Here is a 17,228-nt window from a genome sequence, read left to right on the forward strand (position 1 = left end):
TGAACATAAGTAAACGAGGCCTGGGTAAGGGCCTTGATGCGCTGCTGGCAACCAGTTCGGTTGCACAGGCTAAACAACAAATAGCCGAAAAGGCACAATCTCTGTCGGCAGATGGCATGCTTAAGGATTTGCCAATCCACCGGCTCCAGCCTGGTCAGTATCAGCCTCGAAAAAATATGTCTGATGAAGCACTGTCGGAGTTAAGTGATTCGATCCGGGCACAAGGCGTTATTCAGCCGATTGTGGTGCGTGAAGTTGCGCAGCAACAGTATGAGATCATTGCAGGTGAGCGTCGCTGGCGGGCTTCTCGTCAAGCTGGCCTTCAGAAAGTCCCCTGTATTATTAAGGTTGTTGATGATCGCGCCGCGGTGGCGATTGCGTTAATTGAGAATATTCAGCGTGAAGATCTCAATGCGATTGAGGAAGCACAAGCCCTGGAGCGTCTGCAAAATGAATTTTCGCTAACGCATCAGCAGGTCGCTGAAGCGGTTGGCAAATCCCGTACGACGGTGTCGAATTTGCTCCGTCTGAATCAGCTTGAAGCTGCGGTTAAGCGAATGTTGGAAAAACGCCAGCTGGAAATGGGGCACGCTCGTGCTTTGCTCGCGTTGGACGCGACCTTACAGGTAGAAACGGCCCAAATAGTCGTCAATAAGTTATTGACGGTTCGTGATACCGAAAAGCTGGTAAAAAAAATGCAGACACCTGCGGCTGAACCTAAAGTCGCAACGATCGACCCTAAGGTCGAGGCGTTAGAAAATAGCCTGAGTGAACAGTTAGGCACCCAGGTGGCGATTAATCAACAGAGAAATGGTAAAGGTAAAATCGTTATCAACTTTGACGAGTCGCACAAATTACAGCAAATCCTTGCAATCTTCGGTCGGGAAATGTGACCTTAAACGTGCGGGTTTTGTTGCAAAATTTACAATCACGTGATCAAGTTATAGTGTTGTAAAATCTAACACATTTATTTGCTGCGATTAGATTGCATTCAATCTAATGAGCCGTATAATTTTCGCAGTTTTCCCAGCACAACAATCGTGTAGTGGAATGGACTCGAGGAACGAATACATGGTATCGGCGCTAGTAAGACCGGGACGCCAATTGGCGAAGCGGTTGCTGTTACTACAATCTGGCGTCGTTTTAACAACGGCATTAATGGCAGTCTTTGCTGTCAGTGTTGACTGGGGAATCTCGGCATTAATCGGTGGCGGCATCTTTGTGATAGCCAATGCTGTCTTTGCCATGTGTGCTTTTCTCTTCAGTGGTGCCCGCAAGGCGCGACTGGTGATGGCTTCATTTTTTGGTGGAGAAGTGCTGAAAATCCTCATCACAGTCATCCTATTTGTCATTGTTTACCTGTATATAGAGGTGGAACTTGTTCCCCTCAAACTGACCTATTTGCTGGCTCTCGGTATTAATATCTTTGGGCCGGTTTTATTCATTAACAACAACAAATAGGATGAGTTATGAGTGCGCCAGGTGAAGCGCTAACGCCGTCAAGCTACATTACTCACCACCTGACAAATTTGACAGTGGGTGATGGTGGCTTCTGGACGGTACATATCGATAGCTTGTTTTTCTCTGTGATGACTGGTCTTGCCTTTTTATGGGTATTCCATTCCGTAGCGAAAAAGGCGACATCAGGAGTTCCAAGTAAGTTACAGTGCTTTGCGGAAATTATGGTTGAATTCGTTGATAACAGCGTTAAAGAAACCTTTCATGGCCGCAATCCGCTGATAGCTCCGTTGGCACTGACTATTTTCTGTTGGATTATGCTGATGAACATCATGGACTTAGTGCCCATTGATTTTATTCCGTATGCCGCAGAACATGGTCTAGGTATTCCTTATCTTAAGGTTGTACCAACAGCAGATGTTAACATCACCATGGCAATGGCACTGGGTGTATTTGCTTTGATGATCTATTACAGCATCAAAGTGAAAGGCCTTGGTGGTTTTGCTAAAGAACTGGCTTTGCACCCGTTCAATCACCCGATCATGATCCCGTTTAACCTGCTTCTTGAAGTGGTATCGCTACTTGCGAAGCCTATTTCATTGGGTATGCGTCTGTTCGGTAACATGTTTGCCGGTGAGGTGGTGTTTATTCTAATCGCGGCACTCATGCCGTGGTGGGCACAATGGCTAGCTTCAGTACCGTGGGCAATCTTCCACGTTCTGATCATTACGATTCAAGCATTTGTGTTTATGATGTTGACTATTGTGTACCTGTCTCAGGCACATGAAGACAATCATTAACGATTATTCGTAACATATTTTTTCAATTTTTACTGGCACTTTAGCCGACAACTATAAACTGGAGATAGTGATGGAAACTTTACTAAGCTTTTCTGCAATTGCCGTGGGCATCATTGTAGGTCTTGCTTCCCTTGGTACAGCGATCGGCTTCGCACTTCTTGGTGGTAAATTCCTTGAATCTGCTGCTCGCCAGCCTGAAATGGCACCAATGCTGCAAGTTAAGATGTTCATCATTGCAGGTCTGCTTGATGCGGTTCCAATGATCGGTATCGTAATCGCACTACTATTCACATTTGCAAACCCATTTGTTGGTCAACTAGCTGGTTAATAACCCCTAGCGGCTTTAATAAACAATAGCAAATGGACCCATAGCAACCCTTTTTAAGGAGATGCGTTGTGAATATGAATGCAACTTTGCTGGGTCAGGCTATCGCATTTTTCCTATTTGTCGTGTTCTGCATGAAATATGTATGGCCACCATTGATGGAAGCGATTGAAGAACGTCAGGCTAAAATTGCCGACGGTTTGGCAGCTGCAGATCGCGCTGCCAAAGACCTGAACCTAGCTCAAGCTAATGCTTCTGATCAATTGAAAGAAGCAAAACACGCTGCGACCGAGCTCATTGAGCAAGCGAACAAGCGTAAAGCTCAGATCGTCGATGAAGCAAAAGCGGAAGCTCAAGCTGAGCGTGAGAAAATTCTTGCGCAAGGCCTTGCTGAAATTGAATCAGAGCGCAACCGTGCTCGTGATGAGTTAAGAAAACAAGTTGCAACTCTAGCTGTGATTGGTGCTGAGAAAATCCTTGAGCGTACGATTGATAAAGACGCTCACGCAGATCTTCTTAACAAAGTCACTGCAGAACTGTAATTAAAGGGGCAAGCACATGTCGGATATGACTACCATCGCACGCCCCTACGCTAAAGCAGCATTTGATTTTGCGGTTGAGAATGGTGAGCTAGCCCAATGGGCGGAAATGCTGACCTTTGCGAGTGAAGTAGTAAAAAATGAAACTATGCAGGATATCTTGCACAGTGGTTTTTCTGCTGACAAGCTCACTGAAATTTTTGTTTCAGTATGCGGCGAGCAACTCAACGAGTTCGGTCTGAACTTAATAAAAGTAATGGCTGAAAATGGACGCCTTGAAGCGCTCCCTGATGTCAGTGACGAGTTCTTGTTCCTGAAAAATGAACATGAAAAAACTATCGAAGCCAGCGTGATTTCTGCGGTGACTTTAGATGATAGTCAACTTGCCGCTATCAGTGAGAAGCTAGAGTTGCGTCTTGAACGTAAAGTTAAGCTGAATTGCAGTGTAGACGAGACCCTGATAGCTGGGGTTGTAATTAGAGCTGGAGACCTGGTAATCGATAACTCAGTACGCGGTAAATTAACCCGCCTGAGCGATACTTTGCTGTCTTGATTGGGGAATTGGAGCATGCAACTTAATTCCACGGAAATTAGCGCACTGATCAAACAACGTATTGAAAAATTCAACGTTGTAAGTGAAGCGCGCAATGAAGGTACTATCGTTTCTGTAAGCGACGGTATTATTCGTATCCATGGCCTTGCTGACGTAATGCAAGGTGAAATGATTGAACTACCTGGTGGCTGTTTTGCACTGGCACTTAACCTTGAGCGTGACTCGGTTGGTGCTGTTGTAATGGGCCCTTATGCCAACCTTCAGGAAGGCATGAAAGTGACAGGTACTGGTCGTATTCTTGAAGTACCGGTAGGCCCTGCGTTACTTGGCCGTGTTGTTAACACGCTAGGTGAGCCTATTGATGGTAAAGGTCCAATTGAAACAGAGACATTCTCTCCTGTTGAAGTGATTGCGCCGGGCGTTATCGATCGTAAATCTGTCGATCAGCCGGTTCAAACGGGCTACAAATCGGTTGATGCGATGATCCCTATCGGCCGTGGCCAGCGTGAGCTGATCATCGGTGACCGCCAGACTGGTAAAACAGCGATGGCGATCGATGCGATCATCAACCAGAAAAATTCTGGTATTTACTCTGTTTATGTTGCTATCGGTCAGAAAGCGTCGACTATCGCTAACGTAGTTCGTAAGCTGGAAGAGCACGGTGCGCTGGAAAACACCGTTGTTGTTGTGGCATCCGCTTCTGAAGCGGCGGCACTGCAGTACCTTGCGCCATACGCAGGTTGTGCAATGGGTGAATATTTCCGTGACCGCGGTGAAGATGCGCTGATCATATACGATGACCTGTCTAAGCAAGCTGTTGCTTACCGTCAGATCTCGCTACTGCTTAAGCGTCCACCAGGCCGTGAAGCATACCCTGGTGATGTTTTCTACTTGCACTCTCGCCTTCTAGAGCGTGCCTCTCGTGTAAGCGAGAGCTACGTAGAAAAATTCACTAATGGTGAAGTGAAAGGTAAGACCGGCTCCCTGACAGCGCTTCCAATTATCGAAACGCAGGCAGGTGACGTATCGGCATTCGTACCGACTAACGTAATCTCCATCACTGATGGTCAGATCTTCCTGCAGACAGAGCTATTCAACGCCGGTATTCGTCCTGCTGTTGACCCTGGTATTTCTGTATCGCGTGTTGGTGGTGCAGCTCAAACCAAGATCATCAAGAAACTGTCTGGTGGTATTCGTACCGCGCTTGCACAGTACCGTGAACTAGCGGCTTTCGCACAGTTCTCGTCTGACCTTGATGAAGCAACCAAGAAACAGCTTGATCACGGTCAGAAAGTGACGGAACTGATGAAGCAGAAGCAGTATGCGCCAATGTCTGTGTTTGAGCAGGCTGTGGTGATTTTTGCTGCTGAAAGAGGCTATTTGATTGACGTTGAGCTATCGAAGCTTGCTGATTTCGAAGCTTCGTTGCTTTCATATGCCAAAGGTCAATTTGCTGAGCTAGTATCTCAGATTGATGAAACGGGTGCGTGGAACGGTGAAATTGAAGCTCAGTTTGTAAAACTGGTTGACGATTTCAAAGCTACCCAGACTTGGTAATTGGTTGGTGATCGCTTGCGATCACCTACTAACGGAGAGTAACGATGGCCAGCGCAAAAGAGATTCGTAACAAGATCGGCAGTGTGCAAAACACACAGAAGATCACCAAAGCGATGGAAATGGTTGCCGCATCGAAAATGCGTAAAACGCAAGATGCGATGGAATCATCTCGTCCATATGCACAAACTATGCGTAAGGTGATCGGTCATATCGCCCTTGGTAACCTCGAGTATAAGCATCCTTATCTTGAGGTGCGTGAAGCCAAGCGTGTAGGTTACATCATTGTTTCTTCTGACCGTGGTTTGTGTGGCGGTTTGAACATTAACTTGTTTAAACAAGCGATGACAGACATTCAAGGTTGGTCAGAACAAGGTGCAGAAGTTGATATGGCGCTAGTTGGCGCTAAAGCAACAGCATTCTTTAACACCTACGGCGGTAACGTGATTGCTCAGGTTTCTGGTTTGGGTGATGCCCCAACCGTTAACGAGCTCATCGGTACCGTTGGCGTGATGCTGAAGAAATATGATGAAGGCCTATTGGATCGCCTGTACCTGGTTTACAACAAATTTGTAAACACCATGGTTCAGGAACCAGTGATTGATCAATTGCTACCTTTGCCTAGATCAGAAGACGAAGCAATGCAGCGCAATCATTCTTGGGACTATATTTATGAGCCTGAGCCTAAGCCCCTGCTTGATACCTTGCTGATTCGCTATGCTGAATCCCAGGTGTATCAGGGTGTGGTCGAGAACCTTGCCAGTGAGCAAGCGGCTCGAATGGTTGCGATGAAATCGGCAACAGATAACGCTGGAGATATAATTAACGATCTACAGCTGGTGTATAACAAAGCCCGTCAGGCTGCGATTACCCAAGAATTGTCAGAAATCGTTTCTGGTGCGTCTGCTGTTTAAGGCGAAGAATTAATAAGTTTAGAGGATTAACGATGGCTACAGGTAAGATCGTACAGATCATCGGTGCGGTAGTCGACGTAGAGTTTCCGCAGGACTCTGTGCCAAAAGTATACGATGCCCTACAAGTTGATGCGAAAGAGAACGGTACATTAGTACTGGAAGTTCAGCAGCAGCTAGGTGGCGGTGTTGTTCGTGGTATCGCAATGGGTACTTCTGATGGCTTACGTCGTGGTTTGTCTGTTGAAAATACAGGCCGCCCAATTGAAGTTCCAGTTGGTACTGCAACACTAGGGCGTATCATGAACGTTCTGGGCCAGCCAATTGATGAGTGTGGTGACATCGGTGAAGAAGAGCGTTATGCGATTCACCGTGAAGCACCAAGCTATGAAGAACAGTCGAATGTAACTGAGCTGCTAGAAACCGGCGTAAAAGTTATCGACCTGATTTGTCCATTCGCTAAGGGTGGTAAAATCGGTCTGTTCGGTGGTGCGGGTGTTGGTAAAACCGTCAACATGATGGAACTGATCAACAACATCGCCCTTCAGCACTCTGGCCTATCAGTATTTGCTGGTGTTGGTGAGCGTACTCGTGAAGGTAACGATTTCTACTTCGAAATGCAGGAAGCCGGTGTTGTTAACATCGAAAAACCTGAAGAATCGAAAGTAGCAATGGTTTACGGCCAGATGAACGAGCCACCAGGAAACCGTCTGCGTGTTGCCCTGACTGGTTTGACAATGGCTGAGCGTTTCCGTGACGAAGGTCGTGACGTACTGCTGTTCATCGATAACATCTACCGTTATACCCTTGCGGGTACAGAGGTTTCGGCTCTACTGGGTCGTATGCCGTCAGCGGTAGGTTACCAGCCAACACTGGCTGAAGAGATGGGTGTACTTCAGGAACGTATCACGTCAACGAAGAGCGGTTCTATCACTTCTGTTCAGGCGGTATACGTACCAGCCGATGACTTGACGGATCCGTCACCAGCAACGACGTTTGCTCACTTGGATGCGACAGTTGTACTTTCTCGTCAAATTGCTTCACTGGGTCTGTACCCGGCGATCGACCCATTGGATTCCACATCTCGTATGCTGGATCCTCTGGTTGTTGGTCAGGAGCACTATGACACAGCTCGTGGCGTTCAGAGCCTTCTGCAACGTTATAAAGAGCTGAAAGACATCATTGCAATCCTGGGTATGGACGAGCTGTCTGAAGAAGATAAGCAAGCCGTATCCCGTGCACGTAAGATTGAGCGTTTCCTAACTCAGCCTTACCACGTTGCTGAAGTCTTTACGGGGTCTCCAGGTATCTACGTATCACTGAAAGACACGCTACGTAGCTTCAATGGTATCCTTGCTGGCGAATACGACGACATCCCAGAGCAGGCATTTATGTACTGCGGTGCGATTGAAGACGTGTTGGAAAACGCGAAGAAGCTTTAAGCTAAGTAGGAGGCGACATGGCAGCGATAACCTTCCATCTGGACGTGGTAAGTGCAGAGAAAAAACTGTTCTCTGGCCGAGCCGAAAGTATTCAGGTGACCGGTAGCGAAGGTGAACTGGGTATTTTCGCAGGACATGCACCGCTGCTGACCGCTATTACACCGGGTATGGTTCGAATCACCAAGCAAAACGGCGAGGAAGAGGTTATCTATCTTTCTGGTGGCATGCTTGAAGTTCAGCCAAGTGCAGCGACTGTACTGGCTGATACCGCGATCCGTGGTGAAGATTTGGATGCAGCGAAGGCAGCAGAAGCGAAACGTCAGGCTGAGGAACATATTCAGAACCAGCATGACGATATCAACTTTGCTCAAGCGGCCAGTGATCTGGCTAAAGCGATTGCTCAGCTTCGTGTTATCGAGCTGACAAAAAAATCGCGTTAATCAGACGCATGACGCAAAAAAGCGACCTTAGGGTCGCTTTTTTTATCTCTGAAAAATCCCTGCTATAACAAATCTATATCAATTATGAGTTAATACTTGGTAAAAATTAATAGATTGCTCTTAAACCCAAAGGGATGAGCAGATACAATGCTGGCAGATAAATTTCAATTATGCATCAAGAAGGATACCTGTCATGAGCTTCAGCGCTGTGATTCTGGCCGCGGGAAAAGGCACCCGTATGTACTCTAATTTACCGAAGGTATTACATACCCTGGCAGGTAAACCAATGGCTAAGCATGTCATTGATACCTGTGGTGATCTGGGCGCGAACAACATCCATTTGGTTTATGGCCATGGTGGTGATCACATGCAGCAGGTGCTGGCGGACGAGCCGGTGAGCTGGGTATTGCAGGCAGAGCAGCTTGGTACTGGTCATGCGGTTAATCAGGCATCTCCGGCTTTGGCTGACAGTGAAAAAGTGTTAATTCTGTACGGTGATGTGCCGTTGATCAGCGCTGATACCCTGACCAACTTACTTGATGCACAGCCCGATGGCGGTATTGCCTTACTGACTGTGGTACTTGATGATCCGATGGGTTACGGCCGTATTGTGCGTCGCAATGGTCCGGTTGTGGCGATTGTTGAGCAGAAAGATGCGAGCGAAGAGCAGAAGCTGATCAAAGAAATCAATACCGGAGTGATGGTTGCCAACGGTGGCGACTTGAAACGCTGGTTAGGTCAGCTGAAAAATGAAAATGCCCAAGGTGAATACTACCTGACAGATATTATCGCCATTGCCCATAATGAAGGCCGTGCAGTTGAAGCGGTACACCCGGTGAACCCGATTGAAGTGGAAGGGGTGAATAACCGTGTTCAACTCGCGAAACTGGAGCGTGCATTCCAGGCGATGCAGGCCGAACGTCTGTTGGAACAAGGGGTGATGCTGCGCGATCCGACGCGTTTTGATCTGCGTGGTAAGCTGCAATGCGGCACGGATGTGGAAATTGACGTCAACGTGATCATCGAAGGCAGCGTATCACTGGGTAGCAACGTCATCATTGGCACGGGCTCTGTGCTGAAAGACTGTGAGATCGACGATAATACCGTTATTCGCCCTTACAGCGTGATTGAAGGCGCAACAATAGGCGAAGATTGTACGGTGGGTCCGTTTACCCGTCTGCGTCCGGGAGCCGAGCTGGTGGGTGATTCGCATGTTGGTAACTTTGTCGAAATGAAGAAAGCCCGCTTGGGTCGCGGTTCTAAAGCGAACCACCTCACTTACCTGGGTGATGCGGAAATCGGCGAGCGGGTAAATATCGGTGCGGGTACGATCACCTGTAACTATGATGGTGCGAATAAGTTCAAGACTGAAATTGCAGACGACGTCTTTATCGGCTCCGATACTCAGCTGATCGCGCCGGTTAAAATTGCCAAAGGTGCCACTATTGGGGCCGGTGCGACCATTAACCGTGATGTCGGCGAAGGTGAGTTAGTGATCACTCGCGTCGCAGCTCGTACTATCAAAGGCTGGAAACGCCCGGTCAAGCAAAAGTAGTGATTGCGAATTAGATCTATTGAGAAAAGGCAGGGGCTTCCCTGCCTTTTTGTTATCTGCGATATGCTTTTCTAGTTTCTAGTTTCTAGTTTCTAGTTTCTAGTTTCTAGTTTCTAGTTTCTAGTTTCTAGTTTCTAGTTTCTCTGCCTGTCTTTTTATTCCTCATTTCAATACGCTTTATGTGCTCATAGAATAATCTTTGTTGATCTTATTTGTTTTGATTTGCTATCATTAAGTTTCAGTTCGAAACTTAGCGCTAATGAATCAAAACATAATGTCTAAACGTAATACTCAGCAACGTCGTCATACCATTGTGGCGATGGTCAATGAACAAGGTGAAGTGAGCGTTGACCAACTCGCAACTTGCTTTACCACCTCTGAAGTTACCATCCGGAAAGATCTCGCCGCTTTAGAAAAAAATGGTTTATTACTTCGCCGTTATGGTGGCGCGATTGCTATGCCATCAGAAATTGTGGCTACAGATGCAGAAGATAATGTTTCGGTTCGTAAGTTAGCCATTGCGCAGGCAGCGGCGGCACGTATTCGTGACCATAACCGCATCATCATCGACAGCGGCAGCACAACAGCAAGCCTGATCAGTTTACTTAATGACAAGCAGGGTTTAGTGGTGATGACTAACTCGCTGAATGTGGCGAGCGCGCTGAATGAGTTGGAAAACGAACCCACCCTATTAATGACCGGCGGTACCTGGGATCCCCATTCTGAATCGTTTCAGGGGCAGGTGGCGGAATCGGTTCTGCGGTCGTATGACTTTGATCAGTTGTTTATTGGCGCTGACGGTATCGATATCAGCCGTGGAACCACCACCTTTAATGAATTGATTGGTTTAAGCCGGGTGATGGCGGAAGTGTCCCGTGAAGTGGTGGTGATGGTGGAATCCGACAAAGTCGGCCGCAAGATCCCCAATATGGAATTGCCGTGGAATAACATCAGTACCTTAGTGACTGATGACGGCTTAAGCGCTGAAGCAAAAGAACAAATAGAACATCAAGGTGTGCAGGTTATCTGCGCATCAGCTGAATAAAATTAGGAGTTAATACTATGTGCGGGATTGTCGGTGCTGTTGCCCAGCGTGATGTGGCAGAAATTTTAGTTGAAGGTCTGCGTCGTCTTGAATACCGGGGTTACGACTCTGCTGGTGTGGCGATTGTTGATAGTGAAAACAACCTTAAACGCGTACGTCGTTTAGGTAAAGTTCAGGAGCTGGCCAATGCTGTCGACAGTTCGCCGCTGAGTGGCGGTACCGGTATCGCCCATACCCGTTGGGCGACCCACGGTGAGCCATCTGAAGTTAATGCCCACCCGCACATGTCTGGTGATGATATTGCCCTGGTACACAATGGTATTATTGAAAACCACGAAGAGCTGCGTGCATTGCTGACCGAACGTGGTTATACGTTTGTTTCGCAGACCGATACCGAAGTGATTGCTCACTTGGTGGAATGGGAACTGCGCACGGCGTCTACCCTGCTGGAAGCGGTACAGAAAACAGCAACGCAGCTGGAAGGTGCCTACGGTACTGTGGTGATGGATCGACGTGATCCTGAACGTGTGGTTGTCGCTCGTTCTGGTAGCCCGCTGGTGATCGGTTTAGGCATTGGCGAAAACTTCCTGGCTTCTGATCAGCTGGCATTACTGAATGTTACCCGCCGCTTTATGTTCCTTGAAGAAGGCGATGTGGCTGAAATCACCCGTCGTGAAGTGAATATCTTTGATATCGATGGCCAACCGGTTGAGCGTGAAGTCCATGAATCAAACCTGCAGCAAGATGCCGCAGATAAAGGCCAGTACCGCCACTACATGCAAAAAGAGATTTATGAGCAGCCTAGCGCGCTGATCAACACCATGGAAGGCCGTATCAGTAGCGACTCTGTGATTGTTGAGAGCATCGGTAATGGTGTTACCGATATTCTGGAAAACGTTGAACACGTCCAGATTGTTGCCTGCGGTACTTCTTACAATGCCGGTATGGTTGCCCGTTACTGGTTTGAAGCGATGGCGGGTGTGAGCTGCGATGTCGAAATTGCCTCTGAATTCCGTTACCGTAAGTTTGTGACCCGTCCTAACAGCCTGTTGATCACCCTTTCCCAGTCAGGTGAAACGGCAGATACACTGGCTGCCCTGCGCTTGGCGAAAGAGAAAGGCTACATGTCAGCGATGACTATCTGTAATGTCGCGGGCTCTTCTCTGGTACGTGAGTCAGATCTGGCCTTTATGACCCGTGCAGGTACTGAGATCGGTGTTGCATCGACCAAAGCATTCACTACCCAGCTGGTTACCCTGTTGATGTTTGTCACCGCGCTGGGCAAAGAAAAAGGGCTGATTGATACTGCTAAAGAGAAAGAAATTGTCGATTCTCTGCATCAGCTACCGACCCAAATTGAAAAAGCACTGGCGTTTGATAAGCCGATTGAACAGTTGGCTGAAGACTTTGCAGACAAGCACCATGCATTATTCCTGGGTCGTGGCGAGTTCTACCCTATCGCAATGGAAGCGTCACTGAAGCTGAAAGAGATCTCTTATATTCATGCTGAAGCTTATGCGGCGGGTGAATTGAAGCATGGTCCATTGGCACTGATTGATGCCGATATGCCGGTTATCGTGGTGGCACCAACCAATGATCTGTTAGAGAAGCTGAAGTCGAACATCGAAGAAGTCCGTGCCCGTGGTGGTTTGCTGTATGTCTTTGCCGATAGCGAAGCGGGCTTTGAAGCGTGCGAAGGGATGAAGATCATCACTATGCCACGAGTTGATGATATTATCGCGCCAATCTTCTATACCGTACCGATGCAGTTACTGTCATATCATGTCGCCTTGATTAAAGGGACGGATGTGGATCAACCGCGAAACCTGGCTAAAGCCGTCACGGTTGAATAATTTTCTCCCTCGCTAAATGTCTTAAAATTGAGAAAAGGCGCCAATAGTGGCGCCTTTTGTTGTTTTTGCCTGCAGTCAAAAAGTGAACGTCTATTCTTTAGTACATCACTGACGAATTTATTGCGAAATATGAAAAGTCTGATGGCTTTTTGCATTCTGCAACTCAAAATAATAAAAATGACAAATGTTACATTTAAGTGATTGATTTTATTGTTTGTAATTATAGTTCAGAGTTGGCTTATGTTGTGCAAGCTTGGTTATAAAAGCTAGGTAGTCTTCATTTCATCTGTATTGGAGGTTAGACATGACAGATTCAAAAGCCCAAATTGCCGCACGTATTAAAGAAGCACGTGAATGGAAAGGGCTGACTCAGGTACACATGGCACAGCAGTTACGTGTTGCCCGTCAGACCTATCTTGATTTGGAAACCGGCAAAACAGAGCCTAAAGTCAGATTGTTATCGGAGATCTCGGAAATAACCGAACGACCTCTTACCTGGTTTGTTTATGGCGATGAAGGCATTGATATTTTAGAAAGCGAGTATAAAGATGAGATAGATCGTTTGTTAAAATCCTTCAGCTGTTTACCCCACTCGGCGAGAAATGTCATTTTACAGCAAAGTATTAACCTGGCTGGTTTTATGGTGGAGTACACCAAAGCATTAACCCATAAAGAGAAATAACCTCCGTTTTGTGCTGGCTGGCATTCACGATGGCGCATATGGCATGTATATCATGATGGGCATGGTTGCTTTTATTTGCCCAGTTGGGTTTACATTGGAAGTTTTGCTTCACATTTTCAGTTTTCGTGATGTGAAGTTATGTTTATCAGCGGCATAATTCATCTTTAATAACAACAAATTATGTGACAACCATTCTATTTTAATGGCGTTAATTGTGTTGTAGGTAGTGATATTGAATAGATGGTGTGTGAATGGAAAACTCAAAATCACGGATCGCCGCTAAAATTCGGGAAGCCAGAGAGTGGAACAAAATCACTCAAGTTGGTATGGCCGGGAAATTAGGTATTGCGCGTCAGACGTATTTGGATCTGGAGTCGGGTAAAACCGAGCCGAGAGTGTCAACCCTGGTCAGTGTTGCCGAGATCACCGGGCGGCCGTTATCCTGGTTTGTTTATGAAGGTGAAGGGCCGGTATCTCACGATGAGCAAGAAGATATCCAGCAATTACTCGCTCTCTTTGCTCAGGTACCCCGCTCAATGAGAGCCCGCCTGATAGAGCATAATATTAATTTTGTCTCTTGCTGGGTGGATTATGTCTCCGCCATCAAGCGGAAATAAAAAAGCAGCCGGATGGCTGCTTTTGTTGTTAAGGGATAGCTATTTATTACTGGGCGAGGAAAAATTGGTAAGCCGGATTACCCGTTTCATCTTTCCATTGATAGCCAAGTTCACGTAAATGGCTGGTAAAAGACAACAAATCTTTATCTCCCAGTTCAAAGCCACACAACACCCGACCGTAATCGGCGCCATGATTTCGATAATTGAACAGGCTGATATTCCAGTGCGATCCTAAAGTAGTCAGAAACTTCAGTAGTGCGCCGGGATATTCAGGGAATTCAAAACTGTACAGTCTTTCCTGTAATGGTTTCGATGGTCGGCCGCCAATCATATAGCGAACGTGCACCTTGGCCATTTCATCGTCAGACAGATCGACCACGGGATAGCCGCCTTTACGCAGATCCTGAATGATGCCATCCAGCTCTTCTTGCCCCCGCATTAAACGGACCCCGACAAAGACATTCGCCAGCGTGTCATCGTTATAACGATAGTTAAACTCCGTTACCGCCCGGCCGCCTAAGATATGACAGAAGTCGAGAAAGGCTCCCTGGCGCTCAGGGATGGTGACGGCCAGCAGACCTTCTCGTTTCTCACCCAACTCGCAACGCTCTGAAACATAACGCAAGCCATGGAAATTAAGATTGGCACCTGACAAAATGGCGGCCAACTGCTTATCCTGTACCCCATGTACTTCGGTATATTTTTTTAAACCAGCCAGAGACAGCGCCCCTGACGGTTCGGCGATGGCACGGGTATCTTCAAAAATATCTTTCACCGCCGAGCAGATTTCATCGCTGCTGACGGTGATCACATCATCAAGGTAGTGTTGGCATAAACGGAAAGTTTCTTCGCCGATACGCTTGACCGCGACACCGTCGGCAAACATGCCCACCTGATCTAGCGTCACAGGCTCCCCGGCATCCAAAGCCGCCTTTAAACAGGCGGAATCTTCTGCTTCGACGCCAATGACTTTTATCTCCGGCATCAGTTGTTTGAGCAGTACCGATACCCCAGCAGCCAAACCACCGCCGCCTACCGGAACAAAAACATAATCGAGATGGCCATTTTGCTGAACCAGCTCCATACCTATGGTGCCCTGACCCGCAATGACCGATGGGTGATCGAATGGCGGGATAAAGGTATAGCCATGTTGTCGGGCCAGGCTTTCAGCGTGGCTTTTCGCTTCATCAAAGTTATTGCCATGCAGTATTACTTTGCCGCCAAAGCTTTTGACCGCTTCGACCTTAATGTCTGGCGTGGTAAGCGGCATGACAATGGTTGCCTGTACATTAAGCTTATGGCCTGACAGTGCTAAACCCTGGGCATGGTTACCCGCAGAAGCGGCGATGACGCCAGCTTGTCGCTGAGCCTGGGTAAGCTGTGTCATCATGTTATAAGCACCGCGCAGTTTGAACGAGTGGACCGGCTGGCGGTCTTCTCGTTTCAGTTGCACGTCATTACCTATTCTGGCTGATAGCCGACTCATGCTTTGCAGCGGGGTGACTTGCGCCACCTCGTAGACCGGCGCCCGAAGAATATCGCGAAGGTAATCGGCTCCGCTTAATAGCTCTGTCCTTCCGGCCTGTTTCACTTCGCTCATCATCATTATCCTTCGAGTTTGGATTTATCGCGGATAGCCCCTTTATCGGCGCTGGTGGCAAGAAGCGCGTACGCACGCAGCGCATACGAAACGTCACGCTGGCGATCTGCGGGCTTCCAGCCGCGTTGATTGGTTGCTTCGCGGCGTTGTGCCAATTCGTGCTCATCGACGCGTAGTTCAATGCTGCGATTGGGAATATCAATATCGACGATATCACCATCGCTGATCAAACCAATGGTGCCACCGCTGGCAGCTTCCGGTGAAACGTGACCAATTGAGAGGCCGCTGGTACCGCCAGAGAAGCGGCCATCGGTGATCAGGGCACACTCTTTGCCCAGACCCATCGACTTAAGGTAAGTGGTCGGATAGAGCATTTCCTGCATACCCGGGCCGCCTTTCGGGCCTTCATAGCGAATAATAACCACATCACCGGCTTTTACCTTGCCACCTAAAATGCCTTCCACGGCACAATCCTGGCTTTCAAATACCACGGCCGGACCGCTGAAGGTTAAGCAGCTTTCATCAACCCCGGCAGTTTTAACGATGCAGCCATTCAGTGCCATGTTGCCCGATAGCACCGCAAGGCCACCATCTTGGCTGAATGCGTGTTCTTTGCTACGAATACAGCCATTTTCACGGTCGTCATCGACGCTGTCCCAGCGACAGTCTTGCGAGAAGGCTTTGGTGGTACGAATACCCGCAGGGCCTGCGCGGTAAAAATCTCTGACTTCTTGCGAGTCAGTCACGGCAATATCGAATTGTGGCAAAGACTCTGCGAATGTTTGCCCCAATACGTTATGACAATCGCTATGGAATAAACCGGCGCGGTTGAGTTCGCCTAAAATACCGTATACACCACCCGCACGGTGCACATCTTCCATGTGATATTGTTGTGTCGAGGGGGCGACTTTACATAGGTGAGGCACACGACGAGACATCCGATCGATGTCTTCCATGGTGAAATCAATCTCACCTTCTTGCGCTGAAGCAAGCAGGTGTAAGACAGTATTGGTTGAGCCGCCCATCGCGATATCTAACGCCATCGCATTCTCGAAGGCCTTTTTGCTGGCGATACTGCGTGGTAGTGCGGTTTCATCATCCTGTTCGTAGTAGCGCTTAGTCAGTTCAACAATGCGTTTTCCAGCATTGATGAACAGCTGTTCACGATCAACATGGGTCGCCAGCATTGAACCGTTACCCGGTTGACTTAACCCCAGAGCTTCGGTTAGGCAGTTCATCGAGTTGGCGGTGAACATACCGGAACACGACCCGCAGGTCGGGCAGGCAGAACGTTCGATTTGCTCGCTCTGCTCATCAGAGACTTTTGGATCCGCACCCTGGATCATCGCATCAACCAGATCCAGTTTCAGGATCTGATCCGACAATTTGGTTTTACCGGCTTCCATCGGGCCGCCCGAGACAAAGATCACCGGGATGTTGAGCCGCAGGGCTGCCATCAGCATCCCAGGGGTGATTTTGTCACAGTTAGAGATGCACACCATGGCATCGGCACAGTGGGCATTGACCATGTACTCGACAGAATCGGCGATCAGTTCGCGTGACGGCAGTGAATACAACATGCCGCCGTGGCCCATGGCGATACCATCATCAACCGCGATGGTATTAAATTCTTTGGCAATACCGCCTGCTTTCTCGATTTCCCCTGCAACCAACTGTCCCATGTCTTTCAGGTGGACGTGGCCGGGTACAAACTGGGTAAATGAGTTCACCACGGCGATGATTGGTTTACCGAAATCTTCATCTTTAACGCCGGTCGCTCGCCATAAAGCGCGCGCACCTGCCATATTCCGTCCATGAGTTGTCGTTGCACTACGATATTGAGGCATTGTTGAG

The 17,228-nt window shown here is 48.0% G+C and carries 17 protein-coding genes; 15 read left to right on the plus strand and 2 right to left on the minus strand.

The features are described 5' to 3' along the window. The first annotated feature begins 5 nt into the window (after nt 1–5). The 15 genes from L4D76_RS17565 (at nt 6) to L4D76_RS17635 (ending at nt 13,774) form a co-directional block, all read left to right on the plus strand. The gene (locus tag L4D76_RS17565; RefSeq protein ID WP_428442226.1) at nt 6–893 is read left to right on the plus strand and encodes a ParB/RepB/Spo0J family partition protein; all 888 of its coding nucleotides are present in this window, start codon (nt 6–8) and stop codon (nt 891–893) included. Between the two features lie 178 nt (nt 894–1,071). Further along, the gene (locus L4D76_RS17570; protein ID WP_428442186.1) at nt 1,072–1,461 is read left to right on the plus strand and encodes a F0F1 ATP synthase subunit I; all 390 of its coding nucleotides are present in this window, start codon (nt 1,072–1,074) and stop codon (nt 1,459–1,461) included. Between the two features lie 8 nt (nt 1,462–1,469). Then, a complete protein-coding gene (gene atpB, locus L4D76_RS17575; RefSeq protein WP_428442187.1) occupies nt 1,470–2,258 on the plus strand; it encodes a F0F1 ATP synthase subunit A in 789 nt (262 codons plus the stop codon). 70 nt (nt 2,259–2,328) lie between these two features. Beyond that, on the plus strand, nt 2,329–2,586 hold the full coding sequence (atpE, locus tag L4D76_RS17580) for a F0F1 ATP synthase subunit C (RefSeq protein WP_107285083.1): 258 nt from the start codon (nt 2,329–2,331) through the stop codon (nt 2,584–2,586). 68 nt (nt 2,587–2,654) lie between these two features. Further along, on the plus strand, nt 2,655–3,125 hold the full coding sequence (gene atpF / locus L4D76_RS17585; RefSeq protein WP_428442188.1) for a F0F1 ATP synthase subunit B: 471 nt from the start codon (nt 2,655–2,657) through the stop codon (nt 3,123–3,125). Nucleotides 3,126–3,141: 16 nt separating this feature from the next. After that, on the plus strand, nt 3,142–3,675 hold the full coding sequence (atpH, locus tag L4D76_RS17590; protein ID WP_428442189.1) for a F0F1 ATP synthase subunit delta: 534 nt from the start codon (nt 3,142–3,144) through the stop codon (nt 3,673–3,675). A 15-nt stretch (nt 3,676–3,690) separates the two neighbouring features. After that, nucleotides 3,691–5,232 carry a F0F1 ATP synthase subunit alpha gene (atpA, locus tag L4D76_RS17595; RefSeq protein WP_428442190.1) on the plus strand — a complete coding sequence of 514 codons (1,542 nt, stop codon included), beginning with the start codon at nt 3,691–3,693 and terminating at the stop codon, nt 5,230–5,232. Nucleotides 5,233–5,276: 44 nt separating this feature from the next. Continuing rightward, complete coding sequence (gene atpG, locus L4D76_RS17600; protein ID WP_428442191.1) at nt 5,277–6,143, plus strand: F0F1 ATP synthase subunit gamma; 867 nt, start codon at nt 5,277–5,279, stop codon at nt 6,141–6,143. A gap of 32 nt (nt 6,144–6,175) precedes the next feature. Next, nucleotides 6,176–7,582 (plus strand): F0F1 ATP synthase subunit beta, encoded by a 1,407-nt coding sequence (atpD, locus tag L4D76_RS17605; protein ID WP_428442192.1) that lies wholly within the window; start codon nt 6,176–6,178, stop codon nt 7,580–7,582. A gap of 17 nt (nt 7,583–7,599) precedes the next feature. Then, entirely contained in the window at nt 7,600–8,022 is a 423-nt protein-coding gene (locus tag L4D76_RS17610; RefSeq protein ID WP_428442193.1) for a F0F1 ATP synthase subunit epsilon, read from the plus strand. Between the two features lie 193 nt (nt 8,023–8,215). Further along, a complete protein-coding gene (glmU, locus tag L4D76_RS17615; protein ID WP_428442194.1) occupies nt 8,216–9,577 on the plus strand; it encodes a bifunctional UDP-N-acetylglucosamine diphosphorylase/glucosamine-1-phosphate N-acetyltransferase GlmU in 1,362 nt (453 codons plus the stop codon). Between the two features lie 274 nt (nt 9,578–9,851). Beyond that, on the plus strand, nt 9,852–10,622 hold the full coding sequence (locus tag L4D76_RS17620) for a DeoR/GlpR family DNA-binding transcription regulator (RefSeq protein WP_428442195.1): 771 nt from the start codon (nt 9,852–9,854) through the stop codon (nt 10,620–10,622). A gap of 17 nt (nt 10,623–10,639) precedes the next feature. Beyond that, nucleotides 10,640–12,475 carry a glutamine--fructose-6-phosphate transaminase (isomerizing) gene (glmS, locus tag L4D76_RS17625; protein ID WP_428442196.1) on the plus strand — a complete coding sequence of 612 codons (1,836 nt, stop codon included), beginning with the start codon at nt 10,640–10,642 and terminating at the stop codon, nt 12,473–12,475. A gap of 304 nt (nt 12,476–12,779) precedes the next feature. Further along, nucleotides 12,780–13,157 carry a helix-turn-helix transcriptional regulator gene (locus L4D76_RS17630; protein ID WP_428442197.1) on the plus strand — a complete coding sequence of 126 codons (378 nt, stop codon included), beginning with the start codon at nt 12,780–12,782 and terminating at the stop codon, nt 13,155–13,157. Between the two features lie 251 nt (nt 13,158–13,408). Next, nucleotides 13,409–13,774 (plus strand): helix-turn-helix domain-containing protein, encoded by a 366-nt coding sequence (locus L4D76_RS17635; RefSeq protein ID WP_428442198.1) that lies wholly within the window; start codon nt 13,409–13,411, stop codon nt 13,772–13,774. A 46-nt stretch (nt 13,775–13,820) separates the two neighbouring features. On the opposite strand, the gene ilvA is transcribed toward L4D76_RS17635, so the two are convergent. Together ilvA and ilvD are read right to left on the minus strand one after the other, a co-directional pair. Beyond that, nucleotides 13,821–15,374 (minus strand): threonine ammonia-lyase, biosynthetic, encoded by a 1,554-nt coding sequence (gene ilvA / locus L4D76_RS17640; RefSeq protein WP_428442199.1) that lies wholly within the window; start codon nt 15,372–15,374, stop codon nt 13,821–13,823. Nucleotides 15,375–15,379: 5 nt separating this feature from the next. Further along, nucleotides 15,380–17,221 carry a dihydroxy-acid dehydratase gene (ilvD, locus tag L4D76_RS17645; protein WP_428442200.1) on the minus strand — a complete coding sequence of 614 codons (1,842 nt, stop codon included), beginning with the start codon at nt 17,219–17,221 and terminating at the stop codon, nt 15,380–15,382. Nucleotides 17,222–17,228: the final 7 nt, after the last annotated feature.

The sequence above is a fragment of the Photobacterium sagamiensis genome (assembly GCF_050337085.1).
Taxonomy (GTDB): Bacteria; Pseudomonadota; Gammaproteobacteria; order Enterobacterales; family Vibrionaceae; genus Photobacterium; species Photobacterium sagamiensis.